This window comes from Variovorax sp. 160MFSha2.1 (assembly GCF_048305075.1).
GTDB lineage: Bacteria > Pseudomonadota > Gammaproteobacteria > Burkholderiales > Burkholderiaceae_C > Variovorax > Variovorax guangxiensis.
Window position 1 is genome coordinate 5,069,408 of sequence record NZ_CP157624.1, and the last position, 14,907, is coordinate 5,084,314.

Genomic DNA, 14,907 nt, shown 5'->3' on the forward strand with positions numbered 1-14,907 from the left:
GGAGGCGCTCAGGCCTCCCACCAGCCCTCGTCGAAGCGCCCCTGCAGGAAGGCCACGAAGCCCGACACCTTGCCCGGCACCAGCTTGGGCGAGGGGAAGACGGCGTGGATCTCCTGCTCGGGCAGCGCATGGTCGCCCAGCACCTCGCGCACCTTGCCGGCTGCCAGCGAATCGCTGGCCACGTAGCGCGGCATGAGCGCGATGCCCAGGCCGTCGCGCGCCGCTGCCAGCACGGCCGAGAGGTTGTTCGAGCGGAACCGGCCCGACACTGGCACCGTGACCGGCTCGCCGCGCGGCGTGTGCATGCGCCAGAACTCGTCGCCCACCACGCTGCTGTAGATCAGCGCCACGTGCGCGCTGAGGTCCTGCGCGCGTTTCGGCGTGCCGTGCTTCTTCAGGTAGGCGGGCGAGGCGACCATGACCCACGGATTGGCGCCCAGGTAGCGCGCGCCCAGCGACGAGTCGGCGAGCTTGCCCATGCGGATGGCCACGTCGATGCCTTGCGCGATCAGGTCCACGTAGCGGTCCTCGAAGCTCAGGTCGAGCTGCACCTGCGGATGCCGGTTCATGTATTCGAGCGCCAGCGGCACCACCACGCGACGCCCGAAGGCCACCGAGGTGCCCACCCGCAGCAGCCCCTGCGCCTGGGTCTGCCGCAGCTGCACGATGCTGTCGGCCTCCTCGGCCTCGCGCACGATGGTCTTGCACTTCTCGTAGTAGAGCGCGCCCGGCTCGGTGAGGCTCACGCCGCGCGTGTTGCGGTTGAGAAGGCGCACCTTCAGCCGCTCCTCGGTGGCGGCGATCTGCTTGGTCACCGTGGGCTGCGTGGTGTTGAACTCGCGCGCGGCCTTCGAGAAGCTGCCCGTCTCGACCACGCGCACGAACATTTCCATTGCAAGCAATCTGTCCATGGGCCGGATGGTAGTCACTTATTCCAGCCTGGAATAGGTTTTATGGTCCGCAGCCGTCTTCTTGGAATCCGCCCGGATTTCTACAGTGAGCCCATCCCAAAGGAGACTTCACAATGGCAAAGATGACAGCGGTCCAGGCCGCGGTTCTGGTGATGGAAAAGGAAGGCGTGACGCAGGCCTTCGGCGTGCCGGGCGCGGCGATCAACCCGATGTATTCGGCGCTGCGCCAGCGCGGCAGCATCGCGCACATCCTGGCGCGCCACGTCGAGGGCGCATCGCACATGGCCGAGGGCTACACCCGCGCCGTGGCCGGCAACATCGGCGTGTGCATCGGCACCTCGGGCCCGGCGGGCACGGACATGATCACCGGCCTGTACTCGGCCTGGGCCGATTCGATCCCGATCCTCTGCATCACCGGCCAGGCGCCGCGCGCGCGGCTCTACAAGGAAGACTTCCAGGCGGTTGATATCGAGTCGATCTCCAAGCCCGTCACCAAGTGGTCGGTCACGGTGCGCGAGCCGGGCCAGGTGCCGCAGGTGTTCCAGCAGGCCTTCCACCTGATGCGCTCGGGCCGCCCGGGCCCGGTGCTGATCGACCTGCCCTTCGACGTGCAGATGGCGCAGATCGAGTTCGACATCGACAGCTACGAGCCGCTCAAGCCCTACAAGCCGGCCGCCACGCGCGCCCAGATCGAGAAGGCCATCAGCATGCTCAACGCGGCCGAGCGCCCGCTGATCGTGGCCGGCGGCGGCGTCATCAACGCCGATGCCTCCGACCTGCTGGTGCGCTTTGCCGAAGCCACCGGCGTGCCGGTGATCCCCACGCTCATGGGCTGGGGCTCCATTCCGGACAACCACCCGCTCATGGCCGGCATGTGCGGCCTGCAGACCAGCCACCGCTACGGCAACGCCACGATGCTGGCCAGCGACTTCGTGCTGGGCATCGGCAACCGCTGGGCCAACCGCCACACCGGCTCCATCGACGTCTACACCAAGGGCCGCACCTTCGTGCACGTGGACATCGAGCCCACGCAGATCGGCCGCGTGTTCACGCCCGACTTCGGCATCGTGTCCGACGCCAAGGCCGCGCTGGAGCTCTTCGTCGAGGTGGCCGAGGAAATGAAGGCTGCGGGCCGCCTCACCGATCGCCGCGACTGGGCCAAGGCGTGCATCGAGCGCAAGAAGACGATGCTGCGCAAGACCAACTTCGACGAAGTGCCGATGAAGCCGCAGCGCGTGTACCAGTGCATGAACAACAACTTCGGCAACGACACCTGCTACGTGAGCACCATCGGCCTCTCGCAGATCGCTGCGGCGCAGTTCCTGCACGTGTACAACCCGCGCCACTGGATCAACTGCGGCCAGGCCGGCCCGCTGGGCTGGACCATTCCCGCCGCGCTGGGCGTGCGGGCCGCCGACCCCACGCGCAAGATCGTCGCGCTCTCGGGCGACTACGACTTCCAGTTCATGATCGAGGAGCTGGCCGTGGGCGCGCAGTTCAAGCTGCCGTACATCCACATCGTGGTCAACAACTCCTACCTCGGCCTGATCCGCCAGGCGCAGCGCGGCTTCGAGATGGACTACTGCGTGCAGCTCGCGTTCGACAACATCAACGCGGCGCCCGACGCGGGCATCGAGAGCAGCTACGGCGTCGACCACATGAAGGTGGTCGAGGGCCTGGGCTGCAAGGCGATCCGCGTGAACCGGCAGGAAGAGATCGCGCCGGCCATCCGCCGCGCCGAGGCCCTGATGGCCGAGTTCAGCGTGCCGGTGGTGATCGAGGTGATGCTGGAGCGCGTGACCAACATCGCGATGGGCACCGAGATCGACAACATCACCGAGTTCGAGCCGCTGGCCGAGACGCCGGCCGACGCGCCGACGGCTGTTGCGGCGCTGCTGGACTGATCAAGGACCGCTGAATACGGGCAGCCGAACGCAGAAGGAATACAAAAACTACGCAGAAGTCGCAGAAGAAAACTTCTTTGGTTTTTCCTTCTGCGACCTCTGCGAAACCTTCGCGACTTCTGCGCTCGGTTCCCGATCCCTCATGAACGACTGAAAGACCCGACATGCCCAAGTTCGCAGCCAACCTCACGATGCTCTTCACCGAGCTGCCCTTCATGCAGCGCTTCGAGGCCGCCGCCAAGGCCGGCTTCAAGGGGGTGGAGTACCTCTTCCCCTATCCCTTCGAGAAGAAGGAACTCGCCGCCGCCCTGCGCGCCAACGGCCTGGAGCAGGTGCTGCACAACCTGCCGGCCGGCGACTGGGACAAGGGCGAGCGCGGCATCGCCTGCCATCCCGACCGCACGGGCGAGTTCGCCGAAGGCATCGGCGTGGCGATCGACTACGCCACCGCCCTGGGTTGCCCGCAGGTCAACTGCCTCGTGGGCAAGGTGCCTGCCGGCGTCGACAGGGACGCGGCGCACAAGACCGTGGTCGCCAACCTGCGCCTCGCCGCGCGCGAGCTCGAAGCGGCGGGCCTGCGCCTGCTGATCGAGCCCATCAACACCTTCGACATCCCGGGCTTCTTCCTCACGCGCACCGACCAGGCGCTGGCGCTGATCGACGAGGTCGGCTCGGCCAACCTGCGGGTGCAGTACGACATCTACCACGCGCAGCGCATGGAAGGCGAGCTGGGCAACACGCTCTCGAAGAACCTGGCGCGCATCGGCCACATCCAGCTGGCCGACAACCCGGGCCGCGGCGAGCCGGGCACGGGCGAGATCAACTACCCGTGGCTGTTCGGGCACATCGACGCGCTGGGCTACGACGGGTGGATCGGCTGCGAATACAAGCCCCGCGCCACCACGGTCGAGGGCCTCGGATGGCGCCACGCGCTCACGCAGCAGCAATGAAATGAATGACTGACATCGGACAAGGAACAAGAGACATGACGACCCAGCAACAGAAGATCGGATTCATCGGCCTCGGCATCATGGGCGCGCCCATGGCGGGCCACCTGCTCGAGGCGGGCTACCAGCTCTTCGTGAACACGCACGGCAACACGCCCGAGCCCTTCGTGTCGAAGGCCACCATCTGCGCCTCGGCGGCCGAGGTGACGCGCCAGTCCGACGTGGTCTTCATCATGGTGCCGGACACGCCCGACGTGGAGAAGGTGCTCTTCGGCGCACCCGGCGCCGAGGGCGTGGCCGACGGCCTGAAGGGCTCCAGCGGCAAGATCGTGGTGGACTGCAGCTCCATCGACCCGATCGCCACCAAGGACTTCGCGCGCCGCATCACCGCGCTGGGCGCCGGCTACATCGACGCACCGGTCTCCGGCGGCGAGGTGGGCGCCAAGGCCGCGAGCCTCACGATCATGTGCGGCGGCGACGAAGGCACCTTCGGGCGCGTGAAGCCGCTGCTCGACAAGATGGGCAAGAACGTCACGCTCGTGGGCGGCGCCGGCGACGGCCAGGTCTGCAAGGTGGCCAACCAGATCATCGTGGCGCTGAACATCGCCGCCGTGGGCGAGGCGCTGGTGTTCGCATCGAAGGCGGGCGCCGATCCGGCCAAGGTGCGCCAGGCGCTGATGGGCGGCTTCGCGAGCTCGCGCATCCTCGAAGTGCACGGCGAGCGCATGATCAAGCGCACCTTCGCACCGGGCTTTCGCATCGGGCTGCACCAGAAGGACCTGAACCTCGCGATGCAGAGCGCCCGTTCATTGGGCGTCTCGCTGCCGCAGACGGCCGGCGCGGCGCAGCTCATGAATGCCTGCGCAGCACTGGGCTACGGCCAGCTCGACCACTCGGCGCTGGTGCGCGCGCTGGAGGCGCTGGCGCAGCACACAGTCACGCCTGATTGAGGTTCTTCGAAAGCGGACTTCCGAACGCAGAAGAAATACAAAAGCTACGCAGAAGTCGCAGAAGAAACCATGAAATCCTTTTTTGGTTTTCCTTCTGCGACTTTCGCGAAACCTTCGCGACCTCTGCGTTCGGCTGTCCGCTTTACTTCAACGCTTCCAGCGATTCCTTCAGGTTGCGGCGGCGCCAGGCCCAGGTCTTCACGGCCTGCGGAAGGATGCCCAGGCAGGAGGCGTAATAAGTCACCTTGAAGCCCCAGAAGCGCGGGCCGATGGGCGTGTTGCGGAACAGGTCGCCCGCCAGGATGGACAGCAGCGCCTCCTGCATGCGCCAGATGTTGCGTGGGGCCATGAACAGGCGCCGGATGGCCGGCGAGGTGATGCGGTAGATAAACCACGAGAACATCTTCGGTCCGTGCTTCATCACCTTCTCGTAGTGCCTGAAGGCCTTCTCGGCTTCCTTCGCCTCGCCCTTGAGCCAGAGGTCGGCGCAGGTGGCGGCCTCGAAGCCGCTGTTCATCGCCAGGTACACGCCCGAGGAGAACATCGGGTCGACGAAGGCATAGGCGTCGCCCACCATCATGAAGCGGTCGCCGCGACAGAACTTGGAGTCGTAGGCGTAGTTGCCGGTGGAGGTGGCGCCTTCCATCAACGTGGCGTTCTTCAGCCGCGCGGCCAGCTTGGGCGCGAGCGCGATGGTTTCCATCAGGAACTCCTCGAGCGAGCCCTTGCGGCGCTTGAAGTAGGCGGGAGAAGCCACCGCGCCGACGCTCACCGTGCCGTCCTTCAGCGGAATGTACCAGAACCAGCCGTGATCGAACCAGAACAGCGTGATGTTGCCCTCGAAGCGGCCAGGCCGCCGCTCGGCGTTGGCGAAGTGGCCGAACAGCGCCGCGCTGGCGTGCTTGCGGTTGCGCCGCTTGGCGTCGAACTGGTTCGACAGCAGGGTGTCGCGCCCGCTGGCGTCGATCACGAAGCGCGGGCGCCAGGTGGTCTCGGTGCCGTCGTCGGCCTTGACCTTCACCAGCGGCCTGTTGTCGGGCGTTCCCTTGCCGGCATCCATGTCCACGCCGGTGACGCGCTGTCCCTCGAAAGTCCGCGCGCCGCGGTTGCCGGCGTGGCGGAACAGCAGTTCGTCGAACTCGGAGCGGCGCACATGCACCGCGTAGGGAAAGCTCTTGTCCATCGCCTCGGCGAAGTGGAACTGGCTGGAGTGGTCGTGCCAGGGCGAGACGAACTCGGCACCGTGCTTGCGGATGCCGATGGCCTCGACCTCGGTGCGCACGCCGAGGCGGTCGAACAGCGGCATGTTCATCGGCAGCAGCGATTCGCCGATGTGGAAGCGCGGATGCTGCGCCTTCTCGATCAGCACCACGTCGTGCCCTTTGTCCGCGAGCAGCGCGGCCACCGTGGAGCCCGATGGGCCGCCTCCGATGACGACGACGTCGGGATCGTTGCTGTTGAAAGGTCCGGATGCCATGCGAGTTGCCCCTCTTTTCGCGGTGTTTTCGTTGTCGGCGATACCCCCGGCTCGATGTCCGGCTGGACGGCCGGTCTGTTAACCAGTTGGTAACGATCGGCAGTTTAGCGAACCCCAGAGCCCCCTCCCATCCGCCGGAACCCCGCCTTATCGAGCGGAAGCTATGGGTCCAGGCGTTTTCGGCATTTCCCCAGTAATAGGAGGCCCTGCTTTTGCGGTAGCCTCATTGCCCGTCAGAAACAAGGAGACTTTCATGGCTGCACCCCTTTCCCCCGCAGAAGAAGCACTTCGCGAGGCAGCGCGCGAATACCACCGCTCGCCCGTCAAGGGCAAGATCTCGATCACCCCGACCAAGCCCCTGCTGAACCAGCGCGACCTGTCGCTGGCCTATTCGCCCGGCGTGGCCTATCCCTGTCTCGACATCGCCGCCGACCCGGCAACCGCCTCCGAATACACCGCCCGCGGCAACCTCGTGGGCGTCGTCACCAACGGCACCGCCGTGCTGGGCCTGGGCGACATCGGCCCGCTGGCCGCCAAGCCGGTGATGGAAGGCAAGGGCTGCCTGTTCAAGAAATTCGCCGGCATCGACGTGTTCGACATCGAGCTGGCAGAGCGCGACCCCGACAAGCTGGTCGACATCATCGCGGCGCTGGAGCCGACGCTGGGCGGCATCAACCTGGAAGACATCAAGGCGCCCGAGTGCTTCTACATCGAGAAGAAGCTGCGCGAGCGCATGAACATCCCGGTGTTCCACGACGACCAGCACGGCACGGCCATCATCTCGGCCGCCGCCCTGCTCAACGGCCTGGAGCTGGTGGGCAAGAAGATCGAGGAAGTGAAGATCGCCGTCTCGGGGGCGGGCGCAGCCGCCATCGCCTGCCTGGACGTGATGGTCGGCCTGGGCGCCAAGCCCGCCAACATCCACGCCTGCGACTCCAAGGGCCTGATCTACATGGGCCGCGCGGGCGGTTTCGACGAATCCAAGGCACGCTACGCCCAGAAAGACACCGGCGCCCGCACCCTGGCCGACGTGGTGAAGGACGCCGATGTGTTCCTGGGCTGCTCGGCCCCGGGCGTGATGACCGCCGAGATGGTCAAGACCATGGCGAGCCAGCCCATCATCCTGGCGCTGGCCAACCCCGAGCCCGAGATCCGCCCCGAGCTCGCCAAGGCCGTGCGGCCGGACTGCATCATCGCCACCGGCCGTTCGGACTACCCGAACCAGGTCAACAACGTGCTGTGCTTCCCGTACATCTTCCGCGGCGCGCTCGACTGCGGCGCCAGCAAGATCACCGAAGAGATGAAGCTGGCCTGCGTGCGCGAGATCGCCGAGCTCACCAAGGCCGACATCAGCGAAGAGGTGGCCACCGCCTACGCCGGCCAGGAACTCTCCTTCGGCCCCGACTACATCATTCCCAAGCCCTTCGACTCGCGCCTGATCCTGCGCATCGCGCCGGCCGTGGCCAAGGCAGCGGCCGCCTCGGGCGTGGCCACGCGCCCGATCGAGGACATGGACGCCTACCGCCAGCACCTGACGCGCTTCGTCTACCAGACGGGCATGTTCATGCGCCCGGTGTTCAGCGCCGCCAAGATCGCCACCGCCAAGCGCGTGGCGTACGCCGAGGGCGAGGACGAGCGCGTGCTGCGCGCCGCGCAGTGGGCCGTCGACGAAGGCCTGGCCAAGCCGATCCTGGTGGGCCGCCCCGCCGTGATCGACGCGCGCATCAAGAAGGCCGGCCTGCACATCCGCGCGGGCGTCGACTTCGAGATCGTCAATCCCGAGGACGATCCGCGCTTCCGCACCTACTGGGAGAGCTTCCACAAGATCATGGGCCGCCGCGGCGTGACGCCGGAGGCCGCCAAGACCATGGTGCGCCGCTCGAACACCACCATTGCCGCGCTCATGATGCACCTGGGCGACGCAGACGCCATGATCTGCGGCCTGGTCGGGCGCTTCGACGTGCACCTGGAGCACATCCGCAACCTGATCGGCCTGAAGCGCGGCGCGCCGGGCTTCGCGACGCTGAACGCGCTCACGCTCGACAAGCGCACGGTGTTCATCACCGACACCAACGTGAACGAAGACCCCAGCGCCGAGCTGCTCGCCAGCATCGCGGTGATGGCCGCCGAGGAAGTGCGCCGCTTCGGCCTGCCGCCGAAGGTGGCCTTCCTGTCGCACTCGAACTACGGCACCTCCAGCCGCTCGTCGGCCCGCAAGATGCGGCTGGCGCGCGACCTGTTCGCGCAGATGGCGCCCGACATCGAATGCGACGGCGAGATGCACGGCGACGCGGCGCTGTCGGAGGAAATCCGCCGCACCGCACTGCCCGAGACCACGCTCAGCGGCGAGGCCAACCTGCTCGTGTGCCCGAACCTCGACTCGGCCCACATCCTCTACAACGTGCTGAAGATGACCGGCGCCAACGGCATCACCGTGGGCCCGGTGCTGCTGGGCGCCGCGAGTTCGGCGCACGTGCTCACGCCTTCGTCGACGGTGCGCCGCATCATCAACATGACTGCGCTGGCGGTGGCGAAGGTCACGGTCGACAAGTAAGAAGCGGGAAAGAAGCGGGCCTGGCGCCCGCTTTGAGTGCTCGAAACGCGGCCTCGGCCGCGTTTTTGCATTGACGGGGTGCAGATCGCGCCCTTGGCGCACTACTTCGATTCGCGAGGAAGGGTTCGCACCAATCACGTGCGGGCACCGTTTTTGCTTGAATGCAGAAGCATTCAATCCCCTTTCATCCAACGGATCGATCTCCGCATGAACAAGCGCCAACTGCTCCAGTCCTTCCTCGCCGCCTCGGCCATCAGCTTCGGCCTCGCACCGGCCTTTGCGCAGAGCCCGACGCCGATCAAGTTCCAGCTCGACTGGCGCTTCGAGGGACCGGCGGCGCTGTTCCTCCACCCGGCCGCCAAGGGCTACTTCAAGGCCGCGGGCCTCGACGTGACCATCGACGCGGGCAACGGCTCCGGCGGCACGGTCACGCGCGTGGCCTCGGGCGCCTACGACATGGGCTTCGCCGACCTTGCGGCGCTGATGGAGTTCCACGCCAACAACCCCGACAGCCCCAACAAGCCTGTCGCGGTGATGATGGTCTACAACAACACGCCGGCCTCGGTCATGACGCTCAAGAAGAGCGGCATCACCAAGCCTTCGGACCTCACGGGCAAGAAGCTCGGCGCGCCGGTGTTCGACGCGGGCCGCCGCGCCTTCCCGATCTTCGCCAAGGCCAACAACATCGGCACGGTCAACTGGACCGCCATGGACCCGACGCTGCGCGAGACCATGCTGATGCGCGGCGACATCGACGCCATCACCGGCTTCACCTTCACCTCGCTGCTCAACCTGGAAGCGCGCGGCGCCAAGACGGCCGACGTGGTGATCCTTCCCTACCCCGACTACGGCGTGAAGCTGTACGGCAACGTCATCATCGCCTCGCCCAAGCTCATCAAGGAGAACCCGGCGGCGGTGAAGAAATTCCTCTCGGCCTTCGCCAAGGGCGCGAAGGAGGTCATCGCCAATCCAGCCGTGGCCATCGAGTCGGTGAAGGCGCGCGACGGCATCATCGACAGCAAGCTCGAGACGCGCCGCCTGCAGCTGGCCATCGACACCGTCATCAACAGCGCCGATGCGCGCGCCGAGGGCTTCGGCGCGGTCAACGCGGGCCGCATGTCGCTGATGGCCTCGCAGGTTTCGGACGCCTTCAACACCAAGACGCGCGTGAGCCCCGACGCGGTGTGGACCGCAGCACTGCTGCCGCCCGCGGCCGAACTGAACATCCTGAAGAAGTGATGGCAGCCGCATCACAGGACGCGGCCCCCTTCGTCGACTTCCAGGACGTCTGGCTCGCCTACAACGAGGAGCTGCTGCGCGCCAACCACTTTGCGGTCGAGGCCATCGACCTGAAGGTGAAACGCGGCGAGTTCATCGCCATCGTCGGGCCCTCGGGCTGCGGCAAGTCGACCTTCATGAAGCTCACCACCGGGCTGAAGATGCCGTCGATGGGCAAGATCCGCATCGACGGCCAGCCGGTGACCGGGCCGCTGAAGATCTCGGGCATGGCCTTCCAGGCGCCCTCGCTGCTGCCCTGGCGCACCACGGTCGACAACGTGCTGCTGCCGCTGGAGATCGTCGAACCCTACCGCTCCAGCTTCAAGGCGAAGCGCAAGGAGTACGAGGAGCGCGCCCGCCGCCTGCTGCAGAAGGTGGGCCTGGGCGGCTATGAAGACAAGTTCCCGTGGCAGCTCTCGGGCGGCATGCAGCAGCGCGCGAGCATCTGCCGCGCGCTCATCCACGAGCCCAAGATGCTGCTGCTCGACGAGCCCTTCGGCGCGCTCGACGCGTTCACGCGCGAGGAGCTGTGGTGCATCCTGCGCGACCTCTGGACCGAGCAGCAGTTCAACGTGATCCTGGTCACGCACGACCTCCGCGAATCGGTGTTCCTGGCCGACACGGTCTACGTGATGAGCAAGAGCCCGGGCCGCTTCGTCGTGAAGCGCGAGATCGACCTGCCGCGTCCGCGCGAGCTCGAGCTCACCTACACCAAGGAGTTCACCGACATCGTGCTGGAGCTGCGCGGCCACATCGGCGCCATCCGCAACACCGGCGCGAGCGCCGCACAGTCCGCCGCGGCTGTTTCCCACTGAGGCGAGAGATCTCATGAGAAACACCAGGCAAATCGAACGCTGGTCGCCCTGGCTGCTGCTCGTGGCGGTGATCCTGCTGTGGCAGGTGATCTGCTCGGCCTTCGAGGTTTCGGACTTCATCTTCCCGAGCCCGTGGCGCATCTGGAACCAGTTCTGGGAATTCAAGGAAGTCATCGCGGGCCACGCGTGGCGCACCTTCTGGGTCACGATGGCGGGCTTCGGCCTCGCGATCGTGGTGGGCGTGCTGCTGGGCTTCGTCATCGGCAGTTCGCGCATCGCGTACGCGGCGATCTACCCGCTCATGACGGCCTTCAACGCGCTGCCCAAGGCAGCCTTCGTGCCGATTTTGGTGGTGTGGTTCGGCATCGGCATCGGGCCGGCGATCCTCACGGCATTCCTGATCAGCTTCTTCCCTATCATGGTCAACATCGCGACCGGCCTCGCCACGCTCGAGCCCGAGCTCGAGGACGTGCTGCGCGTGCTCGGCGCCAGGCGCTGGGACGTGCTCATGAAGATCGGCCTGCCGCGCTCCATGCCCTACTTCTTCGGCTCGCTCAAGGTGGCGATCACGCTGGCGTTCGTGGGCACCACGGTCAGCGAGATGACGGCTGCCAACGAAGGCATCGGCTACCTGCTGATCTCTGCAGGCTCGGCCATGCAGATGGGGCTGGCGTTCGCGGGGCTGATGGTGGTGGGGGCGATGGCGATGCTGATGTACGAACTCTTCAGCGTGGTCGAGAAGCACACGACGGGGTGGGCGCATCGGGGGTCGCAGAACCAGTAGATCCCGAAGCCGATGCGGCCGGCAGCTACGCCCCCGAACGCTGCAGCCGCATCGACACCGAGAACCGGTCCGCCGGATGGACCGACACCGAAACCTCGAAGGCCAGCCCCTCCGCATCGAGGTAGCGGCGTACGATCTTCAGCACCGCCGCACCCTGCTCCACCTGCAACGCCTTCGCCAGCACTGCGTCCTTGACGGTGTCGGCGCGCACGTCCTGGTGGATCTCGGCGATCTGCCGGCCGTAGCGCTCGGCGATCAATGAACTGACCAGGGTGTCGGGCGACTCGCGCACGAGCGCCCCAACTTCCGAGTACGCCGGGTCCACGTACACATCGGTCCACCCGATGGGGCCGACTTTTCCGCTGCTGTCGAGCCGCAGGCTGGAGATCCGCAGCCAGCGCGCACCGGGCGCGCAGCCCAGGTCCTTCGCCACCGAAGCGGAAACCGCCACCTCCTCTATCGATTGCACCTGCCGCAGGTGCTCGGTGCCGAACTGCACCAGATCGTCCACCGACGCGAGAGAAGGACGGAAGGTGTCGCGCGGCTTCGTCGCCTCCACACGGGTTCCGGCGTTCTTGCGGCGCGACACCAGCCCCACGCGCTGGAGCTCGGCCAACGCCGCCCTCACGGTGTGCCGGCTGGTCTTGTAGTGCTCGCAGAGCTCCAGTTCCGTCGGGAGCACCGAGCCGACGGCGAAATGGCCGCTGGTGATGGCTTCGGTCAGGTGGCGCGAGATGTCGCTGTGATGAGGCTTGGATGGGGAAGACATGTTGCCCCCGAGGATCGCATTCATGGCGTCAAGGGTAAACCCTGATTTTCCATATATGTCCGAACATATTTAATCCAATATGTCCGGACATACAAACCCTACTCTCGCCAGGCCATCCATGAACAACACCCGCCTCTCCCTCCCGATGGCCAGCACCGTCGTCGATTCCATCCTTTTCCGCAACGCGTTCGGCACGCAGAAGATGCGGCAGCTCTTCTGCGACAGCGCACTGGTCCAGCGCTACATCGATACCGAGGTTGCTCTTGCCAAGGCACAGGCGCGCGTGGGCGTGATCCCGTCCGAGGCGGCGGAGACGATTGCGCGCGAGTCTAGGATCGAGCGCATCGACTTCGACCACATGCGCGAGGAGACCGACATCGTCGGCTACCCCATCCTTCCACTGGTGCACCAGTTGGTCGGGATGTGCGGTGAGGCCGGCCGCTACGTGCACTGGGGCGCGACCACGCAGGACATCATGGACACCGCCGTCGCCCTGCAGGTGCGCGACGCGCTCGACAGCATCGCAGCGGACATCCGCGAGCTGCGCGGCATCCTCGCTTCGCTCGCGAAGAAGCACCGCGACACACCGATGGCCGGCCGCACGCACCTTCAGCAGGCGCTGCCCGTGACCTTCGGCTACAAGGCCGCGATCTGGCTCGCCATGTTCGACCGGCACCAGAAGCGTATCGCCGAGCTGCGTCCGCGCGTGGCGGTGGTCGAGTTCGCCGGCGCCGCAGGCACGCTGGCTTCGCTCGGCGACAAGGGCTTCGAAGTGCAGAAGGCCCTGGCCGAGGAACTGGGGCTGGGCGTGCCCGCCACCACCTGGCACGTGGCACGCGACGGTTTCGCGGAGGCAGTGAATCTGCTCGCACTTGTCACGGGCTCGCTCGGCAAGATCGCGCTCGACATCATGATCATGGCCTCCACGGAGTTCGCCGAGGTCTACGAGCCCTTCGTCAAGGGCCGTGGCGCGTCGAGCACGATGCCGCAGAAGCGCAACCCGATCTCCAGCGAGCTGATGCTGGCCGCCTCCAAGGCCGTTCGGCAGCACGCCGGGCTGATGGTCGACGCCATGGTGCAGGACTTCGAACGCGCCACCGGCCCCTGGCATGCCGAGTGGATCGCCATCCCCGAGAGCTTCATCCTCACATCGGGCGCCCTGCACCAGGCCAAGTTCGCGCTCGGCGGGCTGATCGTCGACGAAGCGCGCATGAAGCACAACCTCGGCATCAGCCGCGGCCTGATCGTGGCCGAGGCCGTGATGATGGGCATGGCGCCCCACATCGGCCGCCAGCAGGCGCACGACGTGGTCTACGACGCCTGCCGCACCGTCAACGAGAAGGGCGGCACGCTGGCCGAGGCGCTGGCGGCGCTGCCCGAGGTCACGAAGCACTTCGACCGCGCGGCCATCGACCGCCTGACCGATCCGGCGAACTACCTGGGCCTCGCGCCGCAGATGGTGGACCGCGCACTCGCACTTTCCGCCGAAGTGGCGGCCTGAACCACCAACCCGAGGAGACAAGACAGATGATCGACATCAGGAAGCTGGCCGCCCGCGCGCTGCTGGCCATGAGCTTCGCAGCCGCGGCGCACGGCGTGAGCGCGCAGACCTACCCGTCACGGCCCGTGACCTGGATCGTTCCCTTCGCGGCGGGAGGCCCCACCGACGCACTCGCGCGAGCCATCGCTGAAAGGGTGGCACGCGAACTGGGCCAGCCCATCGTGATCGATAACGCACCCGGTGCCGGCGGCACCGTGGGCGCCGCGAAGGCATCGCGCGCGGTGCCCGACGGCTACACCATGCTGGTCGGACACATGGGCTACATGGGCGCCGCGCCGGCGCTGTACAAGAAGCTCGCCTACGACCCGGTCAAGGACTTCGCTCCGGTCTTCCGCTTTCCGGACACGCCGCTGGTGCTGATGGTGCGCAAGGAGCACCCGGCGAAGGACATCAAGGCGCTAGTCGACTTCGGCAAGGCCAATCCCGACAAGCTCTTCATCAGCAATGCCGGCGTGGGCTCCAGCTCGCACCTGATCGCGGCGCTGTTCGCCGCCTCGGCCGGCATCAGGATCTCGCAGGTTCCGTACAAGGGGGCCGGCCCGGCGCTGATCGACGTGATCGGCGGACAGGTCGACGGCATCTTCGACCAGACCAACACCGCCCTGCCGCAGATCAAGGAAGCGAAGGTGCGCGCGCTGGCCGTGACCTCGAAGGTGCGGCTGCCGCAGCTGAAGGACGTGCCGACGCTGGGCGAGACGGTGCTGCCCGGCTTCGAGGCATCGACCTGGTACGGCATCTACTCGCCCAAGGGAACGCCGCAGGCGGTGCTCGACAAGGTGCAGCGTACCTGAAGGTGATGAGCGACAAGACCTTCACCGACCGCCTCGCCGAGCAGGCGATCCAGATGCTGCCGGCCGAGCAGTACACCGGCGCTGCACTCGGCAAGCACACCGAGGCAGAAGTGGCGCGCTGGAGGGCGGTAGCGGCCAAGGCCAACATCGCCCTGGACTGACCCGC

11 protein-coding genes and 1 pseudogene are annotated in these 14,907 nt (G+C 66.6%); 9 read left to right on the forward strand and 3 right to left on the reverse strand.

Features of this window, described 5'->3' with window-relative positions; all coding sequences use genetic code 11:
* Positions 1 to 8 precede the first annotated feature (8 nt).
* Positions 9 to 911 carry a LysR family transcriptional regulator gene (locus tag ABL838_RS22995; protein ID WP_184641190.1) on the reverse strand — a complete coding sequence of 301 codons (903 nt, stop codon included), beginning with the start codon at positions 909 to 911 and terminating at the stop codon, positions 9 to 11.
* 113 nt (positions 912 to 1,024) lie between these two features.
* On the opposite strand from ABL838_RS22995, the gene gcl reads away from it, so the two are divergent.
* The 3 genes from gcl (at position 1,025) to ABL838_RS23010 (ending at position 4,712) form a co-directional block, all read left to right on the forward strand.
* The gene (gene gcl, locus ABL838_RS23000) at positions 1,025 to 2,815 is read left to right on the forward strand and encodes a glyoxylate carboligase (RefSeq protein ID WP_418122082.1); all 1,791 of its coding nucleotides are present in this window, start codon (positions 1,025 to 1,027) and stop codon (positions 2,813 to 2,815) included.
* Between the two features lie 164 nt (positions 2,816 to 2,979).
* On the forward strand, positions 2,980 to 3,765 hold the full coding sequence (gene hyi, locus ABL838_RS23005; protein WP_418122083.1) for a hydroxypyruvate isomerase: 786 nt from the start codon (positions 2,980 to 2,982) through the stop codon (positions 3,763 to 3,765).
* Between the two features lie 35 nt (positions 3,766 to 3,800).
* Entirely contained in the window at positions 3,801 to 4,712 is a 912-nt protein-coding gene (locus ABL838_RS23010; protein ID WP_126023465.1) for a 2-hydroxy-3-oxopropionate reductase, read from the forward strand.
* Between the two features lie 142 nt (positions 4,713 to 4,854).
* Here ABL838_RS23010 and ABL838_RS23015 read toward each other — a convergent pair whose 3' ends face one another.
* On the reverse strand, positions 4,855 to 6,189 hold the full coding sequence (locus ABL838_RS23015; RefSeq protein WP_126023464.1) for an NAD(P)/FAD-dependent oxidoreductase: 1,335 nt from the start codon (positions 6,187 to 6,189) through the stop codon (positions 4,855 to 4,857).
* Positions 6,190 to 6,442: 253 nt separating this feature from the next.
* On the opposite strand from ABL838_RS23015, the gene ABL838_RS23020 reads away from it, so the two are divergent.
* From ABL838_RS23020 to ABL838_RS23035, 4 genes are all read left to right on the forward strand, one after another.
* Positions 6,443 to 8,743, forward strand: a complete 2,301-nt coding sequence (locus ABL838_RS23020) for an NADP-dependent malic enzyme (protein ID WP_126023463.1) — start codon at positions 6,443 to 6,445, stop codon at positions 8,741 to 8,743.
* Positions 8,744 to 8,950: 207 nt separating this feature from the next.
* A complete protein-coding gene (locus ABL838_RS23025) occupies positions 8,951 to 9,982 on the forward strand; it encodes an ABC transporter substrate-binding protein (protein WP_184641186.1) in 1,032 nt (343 codons plus the stop codon).
* Positions 9,982 to 10,836 carry an ABC transporter ATP-binding protein gene (locus ABL838_RS23030; protein ID WP_126023461.1) on the forward strand — a complete coding sequence of 285 codons (855 nt, stop codon included), beginning with the start codon at positions 9,982 to 9,984 and terminating at the stop codon, positions 10,834 to 10,836. Before ABL838_RS23025 ends, ABL838_RS23030 begins: the two co-directional genes overlap by 1 nt.
* A gap of 13 nt (positions 10,837 to 10,849) precedes the next feature.
* Positions 10,850 to 11,620 carry an ABC transporter permease gene (locus tag ABL838_RS23035; RefSeq protein ID WP_418122084.1) on the forward strand — a complete coding sequence of 257 codons (771 nt, stop codon included), beginning with the start codon at positions 10,850 to 10,852 and terminating at the stop codon, positions 11,618 to 11,620.
* A gap of 25 nt (positions 11,621 to 11,645) precedes the next feature.
* Here ABL838_RS23035 and ABL838_RS23040 read toward each other — a convergent pair whose 3' ends face one another.
* A complete protein-coding gene (locus ABL838_RS23040) occupies positions 11,646 to 12,413 on the reverse strand; it encodes a GntR family transcriptional regulator (RefSeq protein ID WP_418122085.1) in 768 nt (255 codons plus the stop codon).
* Between the two features lie 94 nt (positions 12,414 to 12,507).
* Between ABL838_RS23040 and ABL838_RS23045 the strand changes: the two genes are divergently transcribed.
* On the forward strand, positions 12,508 to 13,890 hold the full coding sequence (locus ABL838_RS23045) for a class-II fumarase/aspartase family protein (RefSeq protein WP_418122087.1): 1,383 nt from the start codon (positions 12,508 to 12,510) through the stop codon (positions 13,888 to 13,890).
* 26 nt (positions 13,891 to 13,916) lie between these two features.
* Positions 13,917 to 14,902 (forward strand): annotated as a pseudogene (locus ABL838_RS23050) (tripartite tricarboxylate transporter substrate binding protein BugD).
* Positions 14,903 to 14,907 lie beyond the last annotated feature (5 nt).

Excerpts from the sequence above, each read along its gene's own strand:
- ABL838_RS22995 (WP_184641190.1), bottom strand. The coding sequence starts at position 911 with ATGGACAGATTGCTTGCAATGGAAATGTTCGTGCGCGTGGTCGAGACG.
- gcl (WP_418122082.1), top strand. The coding sequence starts at position 1,025 with ATGGCAAAGATGACAGCGGTCCAGGCCGCGGTTCTGGTGATGGAAAAG.
- hyi (WP_418122083.1), top strand. The coding sequence starts at position 2,980 with ATGCCCAAGTTCGCAGCCAACCTCACGATGCTCTTCACCGAGCTGCCC.
- ABL838_RS23010 (WP_126023465.1), top strand. The coding sequence starts at position 3,801 with ATGACGACCCAGCAACAGAAGATCGGATTCATCGGCCTCGGCATCATG.
- ABL838_RS23015 (WP_126023464.1), bottom strand. The coding sequence starts at position 6,189 with ATGGCATCCGGACCTTTCAACAGCAACGATCCCGACGTCGTCGTCATC.
- ABL838_RS23020 (WP_126023463.1), top strand. The coding sequence starts at position 6,443 with ATGGCTGCACCCCTTTCCCCCGCAGAAGAAGCACTTCGCGAGGCAGCG.
- ABL838_RS23025 (WP_184641186.1), top strand. The coding sequence starts at position 8,951 with ATGAACAAGCGCCAACTGCTCCAGTCCTTCCTCGCCGCCTCGGCCATC.
- ABL838_RS23030 (WP_126023461.1), top strand. The coding sequence starts at position 9,982 with ATGGCAGCCGCATCACAGGACGCGGCCCCCTTCGTCGACTTCCAGGAC.
- ABL838_RS23035 (WP_418122084.1), top strand. The coding sequence starts at position 10,850 with ATGAGAAACACCAGGCAAATCGAACGCTGGTCGCCCTGGCTGCTGCTC.
- ABL838_RS23040 (WP_418122085.1), bottom strand. The coding sequence starts at position 12,413 with ATGAATGCGATCCTCGGGGGCAACATGTCTTCCCCATCCAAGCCTCAT.
- ABL838_RS23045 (WP_418122087.1), top strand. The coding sequence starts at position 12,508 with ATGAACAACACCCGCCTCTCCCTCCCGATGGCCAGCACCGTCGTCGAT.